Below are 19,066 nucleotides of genomic sequence, written 5' to 3' on the forward strand. Positions count from 1 at the left end.
ATGAGAACAGATTTACAAGATAAAAAAAGCCCGACAAAAAAGAAGGTGAACCCAGCTGATGCGAGCAAATGTTCCAGTGCGGCTTTTCACCTTCAGTACGCCCCGGCTCCTGAAAGTTGCGATATTGTCAGCATCAAGGAGCAAAATGAGTTGTTCATCGGTGGACAATTTGTGGCCCCCCAAAGCGGTGAGTACTTCCCCACGGTGAACCCAGCCACGGGAGAGGTGCTGTCCCAATTGGCGCTCGCCAATGTCGCTGACGTGGATCTGGCGGTTAAAACGGCACGTCAGGCCTATGAAAACGTCTGGTCTAAAACATCGGGGCGCGATCGCGGACGCTACCTCTTTCGCATTGCTCGCCTGATCCAGGAAAGAGCCAGGGAGTTGGCCGTCCTTGAGACTTTGGACAATGGAAAGCCCATTAAGGAAACCCGTGACGTGGACATTCCCCTGGTGGCAGCCCACTTTTTCTATTATGCGGGCTGGGCGGATAAGCTTGAGTATGCCGTGCCCGGCAAGATGGTGTCACCTCTTGGCGTGGCCGCCCAAGTCATCCCCTGGAATTTTCCCCTGCTAATGGCGGCATGGAAGATTGCGCCGGCCTTGGCGACTGGTAATACTGTGGTGCTCAAAGCCGCCGAGACCACTTCTTTGACCGCTCTTATGTTAGCCGAAATCATACGTGATGCCGGTGTGCCGGATGGAGTGGTCAATATCATCACCGGAGCTGGCGAAACCGGAGCTGCCCTGGTCAATCATGCCGGCGTCAACAAGGTAGCCTTTACGGGCTCAACCGAGGTGGGAAAGATCATCGCCCGCGCGATTGCCGGTACAGATAAACGACTGACGCTTGAACTGGGCGGGAAGTCGGCGCACATTATCTTTGAAGATGCCGCCTTGGACCAAGCTGTTGAAGGCATTGTGAATGGTATCTACTTCAATCAAGGTCACGTGTGTTGTGCAGGATCTCGACTCCTCCTTGAAGAATCCATCTCCCATGAAGTGGTGGCGAAACTGAAGCGTCGCATGGAATCCATCCGCGTGGGCGATCCTATGGATAAGAACACCGACATTGGTGCGATCAACTCTCTAGGAGAGTTGGAAAAAATCCAGCGACTCGTGGCCATTGGCAAAGAGGAGGAGGGCGAATTTTTTGAACCTCAGAGCTGTAAGCTTCCGGCCAAGGGATATTTCCACAAGCCCTGTTTCTTCGACAAAGTGGCCTCCTCGTCCACCCTCAGTCGGGTGGAGGTCTTCGGTCCTGTCCTCACCATTTCCACTTTCCGAACTCCAGAAGAGGCCATTACCAAAGCCAATGACACCCCATATGGGCTGGCGGCCGGTATTTGGTCCGAAAAAGGAGCCAAGATTCATCAAGTCGCTTCGCAGTTGAAAGCCGGAGTCATCTGGGCCAACACCTATAATAAATTCGATCCCACGTCCCCCTTTGGTGGCTACAATGAGAGCGGTTTTGGCCGTGAAGGTGGTCGGCACGGACTATTTCCCTACCTGGAGGTTCACTAATGTCTGGTCTAACAGGTGCGGGACTGGCAGTACCCAAAACAATTAAACTGTTTATTGACGGTGCCTTTGTACGAACCGAATCTGGCCGATCCTTTCCGGTCTTTGAGGCAAAATCAAAAAAGCTCTACGCCAACCTTTGTCAGGCATCGCGCAAAGACCTGCGAAATGCTGTCACTGCAGCTCAAGCGGCGCAGTCGGGATGGGCTGGGCGCAGTGCTTACAACCGCAGCCAAATTCTCTATCGTATGGCTGAGATGGCGGAAAGCAAGCGAGCTGAGTTTGTCGAGCTGCTCAAGACTACCCTTGGCTACGATGAGAGTTCTTCACAGGCCGTCTTTGATCGTACCCTTGATTCTTTTGTCTATTATGCCGGATTTGCCGATAAGTACCAGCAACTGGCTGGCAGTGAAAACCCTGTCAGTAGCCCTCATTATAATTTTACCTGCTCAGAACCCGTGGGTGTCGTTGGTCTTATTGCCAGCGAGAGTTTTCAATTGGACCGGCTGGTTGCGCAAATGTGTGCGGTGATTTGCTCCGGTAATTCCCTTGTTGTGCTTATGGAAGAAGAAGGTGCTGCTCTTCTCGGCCCCTTGTCTGAAGTTTTCGCGACATCCGACCTGCCTAAAGGGGTGATCAATCTATTGAGCGGATACACCGAGGAGTTGAGTCCCATTTTTGGTGACCACATGGAGATTCAGTCCCTGTGTTACCAGGGTACGGACAATCAGGTGCTGGCCAAGCTCCGTGAAGCAGCGGCAGAGAACATGAAAAGAGTGGCCACCTCTCCTGAGGACAATCTGGGACTGGAGAACATCCTCCGCTTTGTCGAATTTAAAACCGTCTGGCACCCGGTGGGGTCTTGATCGACACGGGGCGGTTGGTCTACCACCCAATCTGGGGTATGACTGTAGCCTTAAAAATCAACCGCCGAAATGGCAAAAAAGGATACCTTCATGACTATTTCCAAGGACCACGTGGTCGAAATTGCTTACACCCTAACTGACGACAACGGAAAGGTCCTGGACAGTTCCCAAGGTCGTGGCCCATTGGCCTACCTTCATGGTGCGCGTAACATCATTCCTGGATTGGAAAGTGAGCTGGAAGGAAAGACTATCGGTGATGCCCTTAAGGTGACCGTGGCTCCTGCCCAAGCCTATGGCGAGCGCAACGATAAGCTCATCAATGAAGTTCCTCGCACTGAACTCGCTCAGATCCCAGATCTTCAGGTTGGTATTCAACTGCAGGCACAATCTCCTCAAGGTGTGCAAATCTTTACCGTGACGGCGGTCGGCGACGACACTGTCACTTTGGATGGCAATCATCCTTTGGCTGGCATGACCCTTCACTTTGACGTGCAGATCGTTCATGTCAGGAAGGCGACAGAGGAAGAGTTGGCGCATGGGCATGTGCATGGGCCCGGCGGCCACCAACACTAGAGAGGCTGGTGAAAAGGGTCCATCTGCTGCGTTAGATGGACTCTCGATCACTCCAACGTACCACCCAGGTACGCCTCCGTTCTCTTGAATCCATCTGCCTTGCATCTGAACCCTTTTGACCAGCCTCATGATGATAGGAATGGTGAAAAGGGTCCATCTGCTGCGTTAGATGGACTCTCGATCACTCCAACGTACCAGTACGTGTCTGCGACCCGGTCAGTTGAGCCTGCGGCCGAAAAGGTGCGTGAGGATTTATGGAGAATGGTCGGCAAAGGACCGATTTAACTGACAATGGATTCTGCGGATCAACAGTTAAGTAGGCCAGATTGAAAAAGGTTCTGAGGCCTGAATTTAGAGATTCAGGCCTTTTTTTCATCATGGGCGGGAATGCAGGAATTTGCTGCTATTTGGGCCAACCTCCTCTAAATCCGATTTTACGCATCAAAAACAATCGAGGAGGGTTTTATGACGAGGTTATTGATCGCTGCGGCGATAGCTTTTGGTTTTATGGGCACTCAGGTTCAGGCGGCTGAGCTGGAGGCTTGGGAAGTGGAACTTCAGGAGTATGAGGCATCCTTGCCAAATATGTCCAAATTTTCTCTGACTTGGCGGATGGGCATGTACAGCTCCAAAATGCTAGCGGCTTGTTCGGCAGACGTGGTTGTGGTTGCAGGAAGCTTTATCGCTGACACACTTCCTGTGTTTAATTTTATCTCTGAAGGTGCAGCCAACCTGGTGGACGAAGACTACAAATCAATTGATTTTGATTCCATTATCTCTCTTGCAGCTGCCGGACAAGCTGGTCGGGGAGTTGCTGGTGGTGGAGTGGCCGCTCTATGGGAATCCTTCGAGTTTATTTTCTTGTGGCTCGCCGGCGAACAGGGTCGTAGCTATGAGGCAGTCAAAAAAATGTACTCATCTTCCTTCGCCACCACCAAGGCCCTATTTGCCGAAAAGGGTGCCTGCTTGATGAGCTTCTCCAAACTACTCATGACTGGCGCCGAGCTGGACAAGCGTCAGACTCCTGAAGAGATGAACATGCTCTTCAACGAGATTTTGGCTCCCTAATGTTGGGAGTTTAAAGTTTGATTTTGAACGGGACCCCTACGAGGGTCCCGTTTTTTTTGGTTCTCAGTCAGCGCCTGATTTTTTCAAATTTGAAAAAAGCTGAGGGATATCAAAGAGATCAAGGGACAAACTTTGTCGGTGTTGGGCCCAATTTGGTTCCAGGTTGAGGACTTCTTTCACCTCTCGTCCAACTGAGGGCCATTTGATCCCCGCTCGGGCTTGGCCCGCAGATTGCCTCCTGTCCGGCTGATTGGAAAAAATCGGAGGAAGATGTGAGAAGCATAACTACCGGGCTCGCCCTTGCCCTGGCCCTCATGGCAGTTGGCTGTGGGGACAATCCGGAAAAGACCGTTGGCGGCGTGAGCCTGCGCAAGGAGTTTTTGGCCTCGAATCACGGGGACTATGTTTCATTTAACAATGAAAAACTGGTGATCTCTGCTGAAGGCGATGCCGTTCAGGGTCGTAACGAACCCAATAAAATCACCTTGTGGGTCACCCCTGATTTGCAGCTGGAACTGCAAACAGAGCGTGGGACCCGGACCCGTATCATCATGCCCGAGGCCATCAAGAGTCTCAATCCCAGGTATGGGGACAAGAGTGAAATATCCTTCTCCTGTTTTTTCGGTCGCGAAGGAGTGCTTGAGGACTTTGTTCGTGTTCCAGAAAAAAAGAAAGGGCTTCGCTACGATTGGGAGATGGAAAACATGATGAACAAAGGAGCCAAGTATCTCGCCTCATTTGGTTTTGCCGAATTCGCCTTTCAGGAGATTCAGGAAGTGACCAAGGCAGGAGTCATGGCCGAGGCTTTCCCACAAGAGGACCTAAATCGACGATTGGAGACCATTTGTCGTGACAGCAAACCCGAAGCCTACGAAATTCAGAGCACCTTTGGAGTCATCTCTTACACGGCTACTCACTTGGAGATTATTCCTGGCTCTCGATACAATTCTAAGTCCTATGATCCCTACCACGTTGTTCACCAAAGGTTTTGGGTGAAGTCGCAGGTCAAGGAAATTGATCTGACAGAACGGTTTTGGTCAGTGGCCCAAGGGCTCTTTTTGGGTGCTGAGCGTGGATACAACTACGAGAAAAGTCGTTATCAAGAGTGGCAGGTGGATTCACCGCGGGAAGAGCTCCACTTTGATGAGAAACGAAAAACGCTGACATGGAAAAGGGAAGAACTTTCTCAAAGTGGGAACTGCGGTTTTGAGTTGAACTTCGCTATTCCCCGGATTTTGTTGCGGCACCAAGAAAAGGATCACTTGGGCTACATGGACGCGGAGTTCAAGTTTGAGTCTGGACAGCGATTTGGCTCAACCACCTGTCGTGCCGATCGAATGATTGAGCAACTTAAGGCCAACCCTGAAAAAGTCCGGCTGGTGTTCAAGGTTCGTGAGGATACTGGCAATGGCATCTCCGTAGGTCTTATCGGCACAGACGATCTGTCTCTCACTCTTGGTCATGCCCTCCCGTGGTCGGAGGCGGAAAAGAGACTCACACCCAAATATCGGGACAACTACTAGGATTGGGCAGGATGAAACCGCACTTCAACCGAATACTAAAAATTATGTCTGTGATTGTTTTCTTGCAAATGGCCTTGCCAGCTGCTTGGGCATTGGAAGTCTATTCCTTGCTGGATGAAAAATGCCAGTTGAGAGAGGGATTGATCCTGGGTATCACCCCAACGCAGGTTGAGATGTTAGGGCTCGATGGGCAATATTCAACCATAGAACGTGAGAATCTGCGACACTTGGCGATTTATAACACCGTCGATAATCCTATTGGTCGGATTGAAGACCACCCAAGGCTGCGCCAACTGTTGGTGGAGATTTACGTGCGTAATTCCGATGAGCCATCCTTTATTGGCTGGCCGGTCAAGTTCGTTGAAAACCTGGTGATCTTTTTTGATCTGCGAGGCAAGACTCATGTTTTTGAGTTGTTCAAGATTCGCAAGATTCGTCCCTTCAAGGGTGCCCATATTCCAGCCAAGAAATTGGCCCATGATCCCGTGAAATTGTCCTATGTGTCCTGGGTGAGTGACTGTCAACTGCCTGGTAAAGGGGAGGCTAGAGGCAACCGGGTGCGTCCGACGCGAATGCTTGGTGACCAGATTCAAATATCTGAGTTTCTCACTCAATTTGAAAACGGCTTTGAGGATGTCAAAAGCTTTCAGGAGCGAACCTACGTGTATGCTCGCCCTTTTCTTTATGAAAAGAGCACCAAACTTGGTTTTCTCGTCAATGACGAGTATCAACTCAATCCGAAGAGCCCCATGCCCATGTATTTTCAGTGGACCAAAGGGCGCGAATTCCGCTTTCAGAGCTTCAATCAGGTGGGCTCATTACCTATTGAATATTTGCCGACGGTCGAACCCTTGATGACCTTTCGTTCAGACCTCAAGTCTCACATTTTTCATGCCACCTTTGTCGGCAATCTGAGTGCCCTGGCTGCGGGGACGGAGTACTTTACCCCCGCCCAGGATCAGCTACCCATTGACCCAAGTAAGCCAAGTTTCCGTGCTCATTCGGCGGCTTCAGTAAACTACATGGCTTTGATGGGCGGGGACTGGGGGCCATGGTCCCTATCTGTGGGCACTTACTTTCCAGTATTCATGGTGCAGGTTCGCAACGAATTTCGTGAGATTTTGGCTTCCAAGTTAGCTCCGGTCTTTCGCCTGATGTACACGGGCCCCAATTTTCGCCTACGTGGACTGATTGGCCAGACCCAGTTGGATGGGGATGGTGGAGTGAGCGACACCCAGGTGAGCCGGGACGAGAACCTTTCTGTCGTTGGTTATCTTCAGTCTTACGACTTTGACTCCCAGTATGTGCGAGTCGGAGTGGACTATCAGTTTAATCCTGAGTTGGAGTTCACCCTGGATCAACTGTGGCTTCAGGCCAGCTATGAAGAAAATCTGGTTACCAGCGCCCGCAATGCCATGGACTTCAGTCATTTGGTGACTCAGGCCTCGGTTCGTCACTTTTTTGGCGAATATGTGGCTTTAAGGGCCTATATCAACTTTTTTAAGGTCGAAGAAGACTATAACTTTTCGGGATTTAAGGAAGTGGATTCCACTTCACAGATCACCTATGGAGGCACCTTTGAGTTCATTTTTTAAGAGAGGTGCTTCCCTCACTTTCGTTCATTCCTGTTTCCTGGGGCTTCTCGGCTTGCTTGTTGGACCCGATGCCTTTGCCATCAACCTGAATTCCATCTACACCGCCGCCTGCCAAAGAGACGTGGGTCTCATCATGCAAGTGGGCGAACAGAACATTCAGTTTTTGAGTCTCGAAGGTGGCAAGGTTAAGACGGTGCCCAAGCATGAAATCATTTATTTGGCCTATTACCCAATGGACGTGTTGCCCATGGTGGGAGTCAGAAATCCAGAGGACCTGGATTACTATCAGGTCCAGACCTCAAACAACGGCTCGGTTCGGGAGTTGGTGCGGGGATGGCCGATTGGTTTTACCAAAGATAAGATCGCCTTTTTGAATCCTGATGGGCAGGAGTCCGTGGTCAGCCGCAGGAGCTTGTTTAGTCTCAAGGAAACTCAACTCAAAGGATCGCGGAGTTTTAACCAAAAGCGGAGTTACAACAAGTACCAGTTCGTTCATCCTTATCAGTTTCGCGACTGTCCGAGTGACCAATTTAACCAGGGTTCGACAAAGATCTTTCCTCAGCAGGTTCTGAGCCACCCAGTGATGATCAAGCGCGAGTTGGATGAATTCCAGAGTGAGGCGCAAAGGCTTAAGCGCTACAATCGGGAGCAGAAGTTCTATCCTGTGCCAGAAGTCTTTGGTAACGTGACAAGTCTAGGTCTGTGGCACACATTTGGTTACAGACATGGTGGTTCGAGCAAACGGGTGAGTAACTTCACCCCTGTGCTGACGGACTCATATAGCTCCGATATCTTTGATTACCAGCATACCTTTGTGGCTGGTAGTGCCCCGATCATGACCTCGCTTCATGAGGAACCCCAGGTGCACTCCCTCTATTCATTCAAGGCTTCGTACTTCCATTTTTCGGCCATGGCGGACCCCAATTTGATTCTTGTTGGTCGCAATTACGAATGGCAGGACGGGGACTTTGAGGGAGCCGATGACCGCTGGAACAGTGTGAGTCAAATCGAAATGGGTTTTGACTTTGGTCACTGGGCCATTCAGCTCTACTTGGCCGACGTCTACCAGGTGGGGATGCATAATGGAATAGAGCTGGAGAATGAAGCCTATGGCCTCAATCGTTTTGGCCTCAGCTACCGCACCCACAAGTTTGCTGTGGAAGCGAGCCTAGGTGTGGGTAAAGAGGAAGACGAAGAAGGCAGCGGGGTGATTTACACCACCAAGCTTTCAGGTCATCGAGTGAATGTGACTTTGTTCGATCTGTGGAAGGCCGATTGGACCTATAGTTTGATCCTGCGCCGACTTGATTTTGAATCCAGTCGCTTTCTCTATAGCAGTGAGGCCAGCACCCATGCCATTTACGTCTCCTATCCCTGGTCGCGTCGGTACCGACTCGGTGGCTTTTTGTCGGTCGAAAACCACAGCAATGACTATAGCCAAACCGGTACATCAGACAGCGATTCGGCCACCTATGTGAAGGCCGGGGCCAGTTTTTCCCTCAACTTTTAGCTCTTGAGACAGTGGGTCAATGGACCGCAGGTTAACCTGTTCTTCATATAAACTGCAGAAGTCTAGGGGGGAAGCCTGCCTTGAATCAATCTTGTTTGTTTCAAGGCGGGATATTTAGAATTAATGTCAGTTACTCCGTCCGTACGGTTGAATCGTCCCCCGGGCCTGACGATAAGAATTCACCATGGCAGATTCGTCCACAAGACTTGAGCAACAGTACGCTCTATTTCGCAATTTGTCTCTTGCGCCCGAGTTCTACCGCGGGGACTTTACTGGGTTTTCCCGTATTGCGACCAAAGCCATTTCCGAATACTTTAATGTGCAAAGGGTGGGAGTGTGGTTGCTGGACAACGAACAAAGGGCATTGGTAAGTACTGTACAGTATGATTCCTCAACAGGTGAGTACTCCAGTGGGACAGTTTTCCCTGTGGAGATGGCCAAGCTTTATTTTGCCAAGATTTTCGAAGATCGCTCCCTGCCCATTCATGATTCTCTGACTGATCCGGTCACTGCGGAATTTCGTGAGTCCTATTGTCGGCCATTGAACATTGGTGCCCTATTAGACTCGGTCATTCACTGTGGGGCCGACATTGTGGGGGTAATTTGCCTGGAGCATGTCGGTGGTCCAAGGCAGTGGCAGCTGGACGAGATCTTTAGTGCCGGAATTCTGGCCGACCAGTTGGGCAATGTGTTTGCCCTCAAAGAAAGGGATCACCTCCTCAGCACCATGGAGGATCACAATTTGGATCTTGAAAAGCGCATCAAGGCTCGGACATCGGACCTTGAAGACGTATTGAAAAATCAGACAGCTCTATTGCGCGGCATTTGCCACGACCTGGTGAATTCGATTAACGTGGTGACGGCCAGTTGTGAATTGGGTCGGAAAAATCCTAAAGTCGACTTTTTTGATCGCATCATGAAGGCCTGCTCAGCAGTGGTGGATATGACCCAAGAGGTTCGTTCGTTCTGCCAATTCACCGACAAGTACAAGCAGCGCCCGGCACTTCTTCAGGAGAACGCCCAAGCCCCCTTACTTGAGGTTTGTCAAAAGTCGTCCTTTGTATTGGGAGATCGGATGCGCATCAAATCCATTGAATTGGAGATTGATATTGAAAGCCTCTGTGATGTGGTGGTGCTGGCCGAGCCCTTCCCTCTGGTCCACTCTGTGGTGAGTAATTTGCTTTCCAATGCCATTAAGTTTTCCCCTGCTCAGTCTCACATTGAAGTCAGAGCGGTTCACGGAGACGGGGATGAAATCGGCCTGGTGATTCGCGATTTTGGAACTGGCATGAGTTCAGAGAAGGTCGCCGAAATCCAGCGGGCGGTGACGGCGGTGGAGAGCACTGATGGAACCGGTGGTGAGGCGGGCACTGGTTATGGGCTTATGCAAGTGAAGTTTTACCTTGAACGTTACGGCGGACGTATGACGATTCGCTCCTGGCAAGAACTCGCCGATGGCCAACCTGCTGGAACGGAAGTCACTCTGTGGCTAAAGCGCCTTTATGGTCAGTCACTTCATGTACTCAACTCAGCCTCGAGCCACGACGCTGCCTAAGACTTCCTTGATTTTTAAGATGATATGAGAGAGATGGGGAAGGTCGTCGGCCCTCATTAGAGCATAAACCTCTTGTTGGCGACTGATCCCCAGTGGAGGCAGAAGAAGGCTATGTAATCGAAATTGGGCTCGACAGCGCTGATTGTGGTGGTGGACGACCAAATCTGGTAAGTAGGCCACAGCCTTCCCTTGTCGACAGAGTTCCAGAGCGGACTCCATCAGCGTCACCCGGTACTGAATTCGGCGAAGCAGTCTATCATCGGGCCATCCATCGAGCCCTCTGACTTTGGTGGGGGCGCCACTGATCTGTTGAATAGGAATGGCAAAGGGCCACTCTGTCCAATGTTGGTGAGCAAAGCCTTTGTTGGCCGAGTAGGCTCCCATTTGTACCCGTCCGACTTTTTTGTAGAGCAGATGGGCTTGGGGAATGGGCAGATAGGTCAGGCCGAGATCAATTCGGTCTTCGATGAGAGCCTGTTCCAGCTCGCCAGGGATCAACTCATGGATTTCCATTGGCGATCCTTCGCCCGTGCTGTCGGGAAGATATCTCAATAGGTGGGTGGAGAAGACCTCAAAGGTGCCAATTCTTAAGGGGGCTCCCGTGGACTGTTGGTGACGAAGGCTCTCCGGGAGTTGGAGGATCCGTTCCACCAGTGGGCGAGCCTGGGAGGCCAAATCCTTTCCCACCCGGGTGAGCTCAATACCGCGCCCCACTCTCCGGGTCAGGGGCTGGCCCATTTCATCCTCCAAAAGCTGGATGGCCTTGGAGAGAGCCGGAGGGGATAGGGCCAAGAGATCGGCCGCCTGCCTGAGGTGGCCGGTGTCGGCGAGAGTCAAAAAATAGCGAAGTCGGGTCAGATCCATTGTTAATCTTTAGCTAACAAATAGAAAAAAATCAGTAATTTTTTTTAACATTGGCGCAGGTTAGGTTTGGTTCTTCTGCGAAAGGGGGAAATATGAAAAAACTATTTGTTATCGCAGTACTGCTGACAGGAATCCATGGAGCCGGAGCGGAATCCATATATCGGGCGACCACCCGCTTTGCCCAAACCACCTTCCAGGACATTTTGGTATTCGACAATTTGCCAGAGTATCCCTTCGGATTTGGCACTCAGGTCACTGGCTCGTTGACTGTGCCGGGGAAATTCTCAGTGCCGCTTGAGGGCAGGATGTACGGCATCAGTTGGTCTGACATTGAGCCTCATCTGGATCTTAAGGTTCGAGTGGTTGAAGGGGGAGAAGAGAGTCTCCTGGACTATGTTCTGCGCCCTGATCCACAGATGGATCGCCTAACCGGTGAAATTAAGAACGAGAAGGGTGAGGTGATCGGAACTGTGGAGGCGGTCCGGGTCTTTTTCGCCAAGGAGTCCACATGAATCCGGTGATGTCGCAGATTCGTAAGCACCGGTCGATTCGCAAATATGAGCCTCGGGATGTTCCCGAGGCTCTCTTGCAGGAGGTCTTGCAGGCAGGAATTCGTGCTTCGTCCTCGGGAAACATGCAGGCTTATTCGATCATCGTGACCCGGGACCCTAAATTGAGGGAGAAACTCTACGAGCCTCACTTTGAGCAGTCGATGGTGAGAGAGGCGCCCGTCCTCCTGACCTTCTGCGCGGACTTTCATCGCATGCGCAGTTGGTTGAGGCTTCGGGATGCCCCCATGAACTTTGACAATCCGATGAGTTTCATGATTGCCGCCATTGATGCCATTCTGGTTTCACAAAATGTGGCGTTGGCCGCGGAGTCTGTGGGTTTGGGAATCTGCTATATGGGAACGACCCTCGCCAATTGTGACAAGATTGGCGATCTGCTTAGTTGCCCCTCTCACGTGGTGCCGGTGGTTGGATTTTCTCTTGGTTACCCGGCAGAAGACCCGGAGATGAGGGATCGACTACCCCATGACCTCCTGGTGCATCAGGAGACCTACCGGGATCGGTCGGATGAGGAGGTTCTGGAAGGTTACCGGGATCGTGAGAGCCAGGGCTGGAATCGATATATGAGTGATCCCGAGCTGCGGCAACGGGTAGAAGGTGCGCAAGTCAGTAATTTGGCTCAGGTCTACACCAAGCTCAAATACACAAGGGAGTCTCATCTCGGCTACTCCGAGACAGTGAAGAAATACCTCCGGCGGCAGGGCTTTGTCTCAGGATGAGACGGGTCTCTGTTCCCTCTTTGATACGGCTCCAGGTGGCGCTATTCTAGGGATGTTCCGGGCGCAACGAACAACTGGGTAGGGTTCTAGTTGCAAAAACTCATTCAATGCTATTTGGGTCTTGATCTCAAGAAACAACGCTATGTCGTGGGCACACTGTTCACGGTATCGGTGACCCTTGGTTGGTCTCTGGCTTTTGCCCTTAATTGGCTGTGGATGGCCAGCTTTCCTCACGACATACGAGATGTTCCCCGGAAGGCTGTGGCTGCCCCCAGCTCGCCATTGAAACGCGGGCCAGCCTCGGTGGGGGGCGTTCGGGACAAAGAGTTGACTGAAAGTGTTGCCCGGGTCTTTGCCGGCTCGGTTGATCCGGCTAAAATTGAGGAAGTCAAATCCCTGGAGTTGGCCTTTTGGAAAGTCGTTGGCCGCTGGGCTGATCGCCTACTGGATCCCCAGTTGGCGATTGAGGTAAAGCGTGAGTGTCAGCTCAACTTTCAATCCAGCCAGTGTTACAACTCCCGGGAAAAGGTTCTTTTGCAGATCAGAGACAACCTAAAGGGTGCTCAGGCGACTCTTTTTGAATGCGAGTTGGGTGACGCCTACTTTAGGTCAGGATCAAAAGTTTTGTCCTGTGCGAATTCGGCGATAGGACCGGAAAAAGAATATCCCCGGGAAGTGGTAGTGATATTGGAGAGAGCCTGTAGCGATGGAGATGCCTCCAGTTGCTTTGCTCTCGGTCATCGCTATTTTCAGCAGTTTAAAGATCAAATGGCTCGCTCTTACTTTAACAAAGGGTGCAAGCAAGGGGATACGAAAAATTGCTTTGCCTTGGCGGAACTTTACAGGTGGCAAGGGATGACTGAGAAGTCCCTGCCCTTACTGCGCAAGCTGTGTCAGACCCGGGATAAATGGAGAGGCTGGAGCTGTTTTTCCCTGGCATCAGCCGAGATGGATGTGAATAAAAACGCAGTGATGGCCAAAGAGTCTTTGCGCATGAGCTGTAACAATTTTGAGCCTGCCGGCTGTTACCAATTGGCCAGTATGATGACCAACGAAGGCCGGGGTAATGAGTTGGAAATTCACAGGGTTTTGACTCAAGGCTGTTTCAGACAAAAGGGCCTTTACGGATTCAATCCCTTGCCCTGCTGGAATTTGCTTGAGTTGCGCAAGGTCCACTTTGATGGGGCTGGCGTTGGCCAAGTGGTTCAGTTTATGTTGAAAAGCGGCAGTTACCACCCCCCCGACACTGAGGATCTGGCAGATGCCAAAGGCAATCGGAGCCTTGCCCCTCTGGTCTCCCTAATGAAACAGGACATGAGGATGAAACGTCTGTATTCCTGTGGGCGAGCCTACTATGCTCTTATTTCTTTTGGCACTGGGGCCGAAGCCCATATGGAAAGCTATAATTGGTGCAGAGGACAAATCGAGGTTGAGCTGGAGAATCAGTACGAGTTTCGCGATATGGGGATCTTTCGCCGCTACTATCTTTATCAGTGATGAAAGGTGGCAAGCACCGATCGGTACTGATTCAATCTCTCACCTACATCCTTAGTATATTCACCGCAAGTGGGTAGAGATTCATCTAGATCAAAATAGAAAGTCACATAAAATCCACCGACCATGAGTGGCCCTTGAATATCCAACTCACGTATGCCGATCCATTGCTCCGGAACCGCATGAAAGCGGTAGTTGAAGCGGGTGGTGCCGCACATTTGGGTCAGACTTGGCCACTCCTCATTGATGATCTTATTGAAGGCGGATTCAAACACCCGTTGGTGTTGGGCCATCAGCCTGATCTCACCCTCTCCTGATTTGGCAGATGTCGGCAGGGTCAAAAGGCTCGATAGAGCCAAAATGCCCGCAAGAATTAATTGCCGCGAAATTGATGACCGTCGAGTGGGGGCTGTCCCCATAATGGACCCTCCTGTTTTCCCTGTTAAACCCCGGATGAACACGAGTTAGCAAAAACCGAGGGATCATTGGAGGGAAAAGATTTCAATCGGCCGGGTGTCTTCAAAGCTGGAGCTTAACATCGGTCGGGTGGGTGAAGTTTGGCTTGTGTACCAAGAGTAGATAATAGTAGTCATGAAATTCTCTTAGCTCACTTGGGGTATTGTATGATCAAAACCGCTCTCGTTGCTTTTGTCTCTGTCCAACACTTCCTGTTTCTGATTCTTGAGGCCTTTTTGTGGACCAAGCCGATTGGTCGCAAGATCTTCAGATTGAGCCAAGAGGATGCAGACAAGACAAAAGCCATGGGTCAGAACCAGGGTCTTTATAATGGGTTTTTGGCGGCGGGTCTGGCCTGGAGCCTTCTCCACCCTCAAGAAACCACAGCCTTGGAGTTGCAGGTGTTCTTTCTCTCTTGTGTTGTGCTAGCGGGTGTGATTGGGGCAATGACGGTGAGCTGGCGGATCCTGGTGATTCAATCCCTGCCGGCACTGTTGGCCCTTCTCTTGATCTGGCTCTAAGTCCCTTTTAGACGTAACAAAAAGGCTAGCCCTCGGTCCGAATCCTTATTGGGTCCAGGTACCCTTTTGATGACCCTCTTTATAATATGGAGGAAGTAATCTAACCAAGGCTAGCTTATGACATCGAGAGTATTCTTCGCAATGGTGTTTGCAATGAGCGTTTCTCTGGCTCCGGTCAGCTATGGTGCGGAGTCCAAGAAGAGAACGACCTCTGCAAAAAAAGAGTCTGCCACCAAAACAGATTCAGAAGGGGATAAGGGGTCAGCCCTTCCTCCGGAGGAAACCGATGACTCAGGTTCATCATTAAAAGACCTGTTTAAATCCCTCGATTATCCCGAGCTGCAGGTTGTTCCCCGAGCCAGTCAACGCCTCAAGATGGAAGCCGGTGAGGAAGACAAAAACTGGTGGTACATCCATTGGCCATTTTATTTGTCGGCTTTGACCACATTTGCAATGGGTACAACGGCCGAGCAATCCTTTCGCGATGATCTGACTTCCATCGAAAGAGAAGATGCTCGCTCAGGAGCGCTTGTGGCCCGCACCATTGGCGCCGCCTGGTTTTTTGGCACCATGCTCATTGCCAGTCGCAAGCCCTACCAAAAAGCCTGGGCCAAGGTGAGAGGGTTTTCCGGAGGGGGCCGAAGCAATGAGCTGTTGCGCGAGCGTTTGGCTGAAGAGTCTTTGGAAAAACCAGCCCATACCATGAAGGTCTTAAGTTATGTGTCGACCTTTACTAACCTGGCAGCGGCTGGATATGTGGGGTCCTTTTTGGATGATCAGGGGAAGGTTTTTGCCGCCATCGGTGGAGCTCTCGCCTTTTTGCCCATGATCTTTGACGACTGGTACGTCTACAACTTCAATAAGCACTTGGAGTACAAGCGAAACATCTTTTCACCAGTGGTGTCGATGGCGGCGGTGAATAAACCCACAGGAGGTACCGACTTGTATCCTTCCTTTACCTGGGTTGTGGAGTACTAAGTGAAGCGGAGGAAAGGTTTCTTTCCAACTCACTTTGCGGTTAGAACCAATCAGATTGGCCTGGCGGCTCTCCTCATGTTTTCTAGATTTAGCTATGCGGTGGGAGCGCCCCTTCCAGAGGGTCAAGAGGAGCAGGTTAAGCTTTGTCACTCCACCCAGGAGTACATTCAGGCCCTGGAATTTCTGCGCAGCCATGGCACCGCAGGAATGAGGGACGAAGTCGCCCGGGGCTTAGCCGATCAAGTTTCACGTGGTTGTGATGGAGCGGCCGAGCGGTTTCGCCAGACCTACCTAATGCTTGCAAAAATGGGGGTCAATCATATTAAGGCCCTTGAAATCGCTATGGAGTTTTCTCAACTGTCGTCAGAAGTGCAGGAAAACTTTTTTGAAATTCTTCAACACTCCTATCTCACGGAGTTCTTCAATTACGACTTTGAGGTGGCCCTCAAGATCGCCTATGAGTTCTCCAAAGAACTAAAGGCCTACCACGGGCGGGCGCGGGACGATTTTATTGCCCTGGTGAAGTTCTGCCTAAACCCAAAAGAGATGTCAGTGCCGGTGAATGTCTGTGGACTGATGGCTCTTGAGTTGGTGCGATTGAGTCCCCATTATCCGGAAGGGGTGTTCAAGCCCTTTCAGGAACTCTATGGGAAGTTGCGAGCGGGTGAGAGCTTTGGCCTGTCGGTGAAGGATTCACTTGAGGTCATTATTCGGGTTCTAAAATATGGTCCACGCGCTCCTGACAATTTTCATAAAGGCTATGATTTTGCCGTTTCACAAAAAGGTTTAAATTATCCGCCGCATGAGGCCCTCAAATTTGCCTTGCGTATGGCTCGTCGCTCAGCAACCGGAGCCCCTCTGCCATTAGCAAAATCAGCCGTTGAGTTGGCTCATGGTGAAGACGCGAGCAAGAAATGATCAAGGCGCTCCTTGCAAAGGGTTTTGTGGATCAACAATCAAAGCGGGCAGCTTGTAAATGGTTTGCGGCTTTGGTGGCGGGCCTGGTGTGGTCCCCACTGCTGTGGGCCCAGGAAGTATCCCCTCGGGTTTTGCCAGAAAAAAAGCCCATACAGGAGCAGCCGAGTGAAGTTTCTCCCAAGGCCGCTGAGGAGGGCAGCTCTACTGAGGCGACTCCGACAGTCGGGGGAAAACCCATTCAGTTGTCCAAGCCTGGCGACGGTGGGAAACCAGAGTCGGACCCCAAAGTTCTGACCGAAGTGGAGGTGGCATGGGAGGCGTCAAAGGGAGCCAAGGCCTACGAGCTGGAGTTTCAGCCAATTGAAGGCTCAGAAGAATCACAACGCTTTGAAACCGCTGAGAGTCAGTTTAAAACCTCGCTTTCCCCTGGTCCTTATCGATTCCGCATTCGTTCGATCGACAAAAAGGGAGATCGGGGGAACTGGAGTTCACCTGTCACCATTGTGGCTAAACCCCAGGAAGTGATTATGCAGTCTCCCGGAGACGGCGAGCAGATAGAAGCCAAAACCGTGAAGACGGTGGTGACTTTTCAGTGGGAGCCCTTTGAAAGTGCCAAGGGTTACATCTTTCGCGTGTGGACGGAGCGAAACAAAGACAAGCCCAAGATGTTTAAAACCCGCAGTGCCCAGGCCAATCTGACATTGCGAGCCGGGCGCAAGTATTTCTGGGAGGTTTTCCCCGTCAGTAAAAGCGGCGTTCGCTATCAAAGGAAGAGTCCGCCATTTCAGTTCGTTCTTTTTGGCAAACAGCTGCCCCAGCCTGAACTGGAAATTGTTCAACCCCTCGATCCAAAAGGAGTCAAGTGGCGAGGGGTGAAGAGTGCCCAATATTTGTGCATTCTATACCGTAAAGATTTGTTGGGTGAGGAGTGGAAAGAGTACTCTCGGAATCAGATTTTTCGTGCCAGCGAATGGATCTTTAGCAAGGAACTGGCTCCCGGTCATTATCGAGTCACGGTTGAGGGGAGAGCCGAGATGAGAATTGACTCTAATTTAGGTGAAAAAGAGTTTTTTGTTAAACCAAAACTTGAAGAAATCCGCGCTTTCGTGGCCAATTGAACCCATGCGCCCCTTGTCAGTTTTTTGAATTGCAACCCCAAACACAAGTGATTAATTTTCCTCGATCAGCAACAACAACTCTGATTTCGGGGGAAATTAATATGATCAAGTATTGGCTTTTGGCTGTGTCCTTAGTCATGGCAGCAGGTACCGCTCATGCGACCAAATCTCGTTTGGAGGCTTTAGGTCAGGAAGCAAGTGGGTCCTTTTTTATTAAAGATGAGCGAAACATCTTTCTCAATCCCGCCTATATCCATAACGTAGATCGTCGTCTGACCCTGGAGTGGGGGGCTGCGGGTTCGGCCACTAAGGTGGATGCCACAGCGACTCCCAAAGCTGAAGGCGGCTGGTACAATGGCAAAAACGATATGCCTTATGCTTTTTATTTGGGCAACGAAGATGAAGACGCCATTACCTATCGCAACACAGCGAGCACCAGTTTCTTAAAGCCCGACAACACGGTTGACTTCACATGGGGGGCTGCGGGTTCTTCGATGAACAAGTGGGGATTTGGAGTCGGTTTTTCCAAGAACAAAGACGAAGTGACTGGTGGTATTGACCGCTCCGAGACCTTTGCTTCCGTTCGTGCCGGCGTTCTTTTGGGAGATCGTTGGGAAGTGTTTGGTCATTTTCATCTTCTGGACGAGGCCGATGGCGCCGCGGCTGATGGCGATGAGTACAAGGGTGGCTTGGGCCTAATGTTGGCCGGCGTCTACAACCACGACCGCTATCGCATCTATGGGCAATTGGCTAAGAAAGATGCCGAGTACACACCCTCCGGAGCTTCCAGTCTGGATATTTCGGCTATGATCATTACCGCCGGTGCGGCTCGTGTGAATGAGCTGAGTTCCAATGCTTTTTTGTTCTACTATGCAGAACTTAATCGCAGCACGGTAGAAACAGACACCGCTCCGGCAGTCTCCACCGAAACTGAAACCACTCAAATTGAACTCGGCTTTGGCGTTGAAGGTCAGGTGAAGGATTGGTTGAGCCTACGTGGATCAGTGATGCAAGGGGTGCTTTTGAACGACACTTCCACCAAGACAACTGGAACTCCTTCCGCCGATCAATCGGTGGCGGACACCACGGCGGTTGCTGCAGGTCTTTCCATTCACTTTGATGCCTTCAAACTGGACGGCAGTTTCACGACCACTGGTGGAACCCTTAACGCGGGTAACATCATGTCTCGCGTGGGCATGACATACGCCTATTAATGTT

General features: G+C 51.0%; 18 protein-coding genes. 16 read left to right on the forward strand and 2 right to left on the reverse strand.

Annotated features, from left to right (window positions below):
* The 8 genes from H6624_02860 (at position 1) to H6624_02895 (ending at position 10,211) form a co-directional block, all read left to right on the forward strand.
* Entirely contained in the window at positions 1 to 1,524 is a 1,524-nt protein-coding gene (locus H6624_02860; GenBank protein ID MCB9083253.1) for an aldehyde dehydrogenase family protein, read from the forward strand.
* Positions 1,524 to 2,387: an aldehyde dehydrogenase family protein gene (locus tag H6624_02865; GenBank protein MCB9083254.1), complete on the forward strand. Its 864-nt coding sequence runs from the start codon at positions 1,524 to 1,526 to the stop codon at positions 2,385 to 2,387. Before H6624_02860 ends, H6624_02865 begins: the two co-directional genes overlap by 1 nt.
* A gap of 90 nt (positions 2,388 to 2,477) precedes the next feature.
* Positions 2,478 to 2,960, forward strand: coding sequence for a peptidylprolyl isomerase (locus H6624_02870; protein MCB9083255.1), 483 nt, complete (start codon positions 2,478 to 2,480; stop codon positions 2,958 to 2,960).
* A 465-nt stretch (positions 2,961 to 3,425) separates the two neighbouring features.
* Positions 3,426 to 4,028, forward strand: coding sequence for a hypothetical protein (locus H6624_02875; protein MCB9083256.1), 603 nt, complete (start codon positions 3,426 to 3,428; stop codon positions 4,026 to 4,028).
* Positions 4,029 to 4,300: 272 nt separating this feature from the next.
* Positions 4,301 to 5,551, forward strand: a complete 1,251-nt coding sequence (locus H6624_02880) for a hypothetical protein (GenBank protein ID MCB9083257.1) — start codon at positions 4,301 to 4,303, stop codon at positions 5,549 to 5,551.
* Positions 5,552 to 5,562: 11 nt separating this feature from the next.
* On the forward strand, positions 5,563 to 7,146 hold the full coding sequence (locus H6624_02885) for a hypothetical protein (GenBank protein MCB9083258.1): 1,584 nt from the start codon (positions 5,563 to 5,565) through the stop codon (positions 7,144 to 7,146).
* The gene (locus tag H6624_02890) at positions 7,130 to 8,656 is read left to right on the forward strand and encodes a hypothetical protein (protein ID MCB9083259.1); all 1,527 of its coding nucleotides are present in this window, start codon (positions 7,130 to 7,132) and stop codon (positions 8,654 to 8,656) included. The genes H6624_02885 and H6624_02890 overlap by 17 nt, the downstream gene beginning before the upstream one ends.
* 184 nt (positions 8,657 to 8,840) lie before the next feature.
* Entirely contained in the window at positions 8,841 to 10,211 is a 1,371-nt protein-coding gene (locus H6624_02895) for a GAF domain-containing protein (protein MCB9083260.1), read from the forward strand.
* Here H6624_02895 and H6624_02900 read toward each other — a convergent pair.
* Entirely contained in the window at positions 10,185 to 11,075 is an 891-nt protein-coding gene (locus H6624_02900; GenBank protein ID MCB9083261.1) for a LysR family transcriptional regulator, read from the reverse strand. The genes H6624_02895 and H6624_02900 overlap by 27 nt on opposite strands.
* A gap of 92 nt (positions 11,076 to 11,167) precedes the next feature.
* Between H6624_02900 and H6624_02905 the strand changes: the two genes are divergently transcribed.
* From H6624_02905 to H6624_02915, 3 genes are all read left to right on the forward strand, one after another.
* Positions 11,168 to 11,587 (forward strand): hypothetical protein, encoded by a 420-nt coding sequence (locus H6624_02905; protein ID MCB9083262.1) that lies wholly within the window; start codon positions 11,168 to 11,170, stop codon positions 11,585 to 11,587.
* On the forward strand, positions 11,584 to 12,363 hold the full coding sequence (locus H6624_02910; GenBank protein MCB9083263.1) for a nitroreductase family protein: 780 nt from the start codon (positions 11,584 to 11,586) through the stop codon (positions 12,361 to 12,363). Before H6624_02905 ends, H6624_02910 begins: the two co-directional genes overlap by 4 nt.
* Before the next feature lie 90 nt (positions 12,364 to 12,453).
* A complete protein-coding gene (locus H6624_02915; protein MCB9083264.1) occupies positions 12,454 to 13,860 on the forward strand; it encodes a sel1 repeat family protein in 1,407 nt (468 codons plus the stop codon).
* Here H6624_02915 and H6624_02920 read toward each other — a convergent pair.
* Positions 13,854 to 14,276: a hypothetical protein gene (locus H6624_02920; GenBank protein ID MCB9083265.1), complete on the reverse strand. Its 423-nt coding sequence runs from the start codon at positions 14,274 to 14,276 to the stop codon at positions 13,854 to 13,856. The genes H6624_02915 and H6624_02920 overlap by 7 nt on opposite strands.
* A gap of 204 nt (positions 14,277 to 14,480) precedes the next feature.
* Here H6624_02920 and H6624_02925 point away from each other — a divergent pair, with 204 nt between their 5' ends.
* The 5 genes from H6624_02925 (at position 14,481) to H6624_02945 (ending at position 19,062) form a co-directional block, all read left to right on the forward strand.
* Entirely contained in the window at positions 14,481 to 14,834 is a 354-nt protein-coding gene (locus H6624_02925; GenBank protein MCB9083266.1) for a DUF1304 domain-containing protein, read from the forward strand.
* A 153-nt stretch (positions 14,835 to 14,987) separates the two neighbouring features.
* Positions 14,988 to 15,812: a hypothetical protein gene (locus H6624_02930; protein MCB9083267.1), complete on the forward strand. Its 825-nt coding sequence runs from the start codon at positions 14,988 to 14,990 to the stop codon at positions 15,810 to 15,812.
* Positions 15,813 to 16,730, forward strand: coding sequence for a hypothetical protein (locus H6624_02935; GenBank protein MCB9083268.1), 918 nt, complete (start codon positions 15,813 to 15,815; stop codon positions 16,728 to 16,730).
* Positions 16,727 to 17,848 (forward strand): hypothetical protein, encoded by a 1,122-nt coding sequence (locus H6624_02940; protein ID MCB9083269.1) that lies wholly within the window; start codon positions 16,727 to 16,729, stop codon positions 17,846 to 17,848. The genes H6624_02935 and H6624_02940 overlap by 4 nt, the downstream gene beginning before the upstream one ends.
* Before the next feature lie 101 nt (positions 17,849 to 17,949).
* Entirely contained in the window at positions 17,950 to 19,062 is a 1,113-nt protein-coding gene (locus H6624_02945) for a hypothetical protein (protein ID MCB9083270.1), read from the forward strand.
* The last annotated feature ends 4 nt before the right edge of the window (positions 19,063 to 19,066 follow it).

This window comes from Pseudobdellovibrionaceae bacterium, assembly GCA_020635075.1.
Lineage (GTDB): Bacteria > Bdellovibrionota > Bdellovibrionia > Bdellovibrionales > UBA1609 > JADZEO01.

What these genes read in the sequence shown, in the direction of transcription:
- H6624_02860 (MCB9083253.1), top strand. Translation starts at nt 1, where the DNA reads ATGAGAACAGATTTACAAGATAAAAAAAGCCCGACAAAAAAGAAGGTG.
- H6624_02865 (MCB9083254.1), top strand. Translation starts at nt 1,524, where the DNA reads ATGTCTGGTCTAACAGGTGCGGGACTGGCAGTACCCAAAACAATTAAA.
- H6624_02870 (MCB9083255.1), top strand. Translation starts at nt 2,478, where the DNA reads ATGACTATTTCCAAGGACCACGTGGTCGAAATTGCTTACACCCTAACT.
- H6624_02875 (MCB9083256.1), top strand. Translation starts at nt 3,426, where the DNA reads ATGACGAGGTTATTGATCGCTGCGGCGATAGCTTTTGGTTTTATGGGC.
- H6624_02885 (MCB9083258.1), top strand. Translation starts at nt 5,563, where the DNA reads ATGAAACCGCACTTCAACCGAATACTAAAAATTATGTCTGTGATTGTT.
- H6624_02895 (MCB9083260.1), top strand. Translation starts at nt 8,841, where the DNA reads ATGGCAGATTCGTCCACAAGACTTGAGCAACAGTACGCTCTATTTCGC.
- H6624_02900 (MCB9083261.1), bottom strand. Translation starts at nt 11,075, where the DNA reads ATGGATCTGACCCGACTTCGCTATTTTTTGACTCTCGCCGACACCGGC.
- H6624_02905 (MCB9083262.1), top strand. Translation starts at nt 11,168, where the DNA reads ATGAAAAAACTATTTGTTATCGCAGTACTGCTGACAGGAATCCATGGA.
- H6624_02910 (MCB9083263.1), top strand. Translation starts at nt 11,584, where the DNA reads ATGAATCCGGTGATGTCGCAGATTCGTAAGCACCGGTCGATTCGCAAA.
- H6624_02920 (MCB9083265.1), bottom strand. Translation starts at nt 14,276, where the DNA reads ATGGGGACAGCCCCCACTCGACGGTCATCAATTTCGCGGCAATTAATT.
- H6624_02925 (MCB9083266.1), top strand. Translation starts at nt 14,481, where the DNA reads ATGATCAAAACCGCTCTCGTTGCTTTTGTCTCTGTCCAACACTTCCTG.
- H6624_02930 (MCB9083267.1), top strand. Translation starts at nt 14,988, where the DNA reads ATGAGCGTTTCTCTGGCTCCGGTCAGCTATGGTGCGGAGTCCAAGAAG.
- H6624_02940 (MCB9083269.1), top strand. Translation starts at nt 16,727, where the DNA reads ATGATCAAGGCGCTCCTTGCAAAGGGTTTTGTGGATCAACAATCAAAG.
- H6624_02945 (MCB9083270.1), top strand. Translation starts at nt 17,950, where the DNA reads ATGATCAAGTATTGGCTTTTGGCTGTGTCCTTAGTCATGGCAGCAGGT.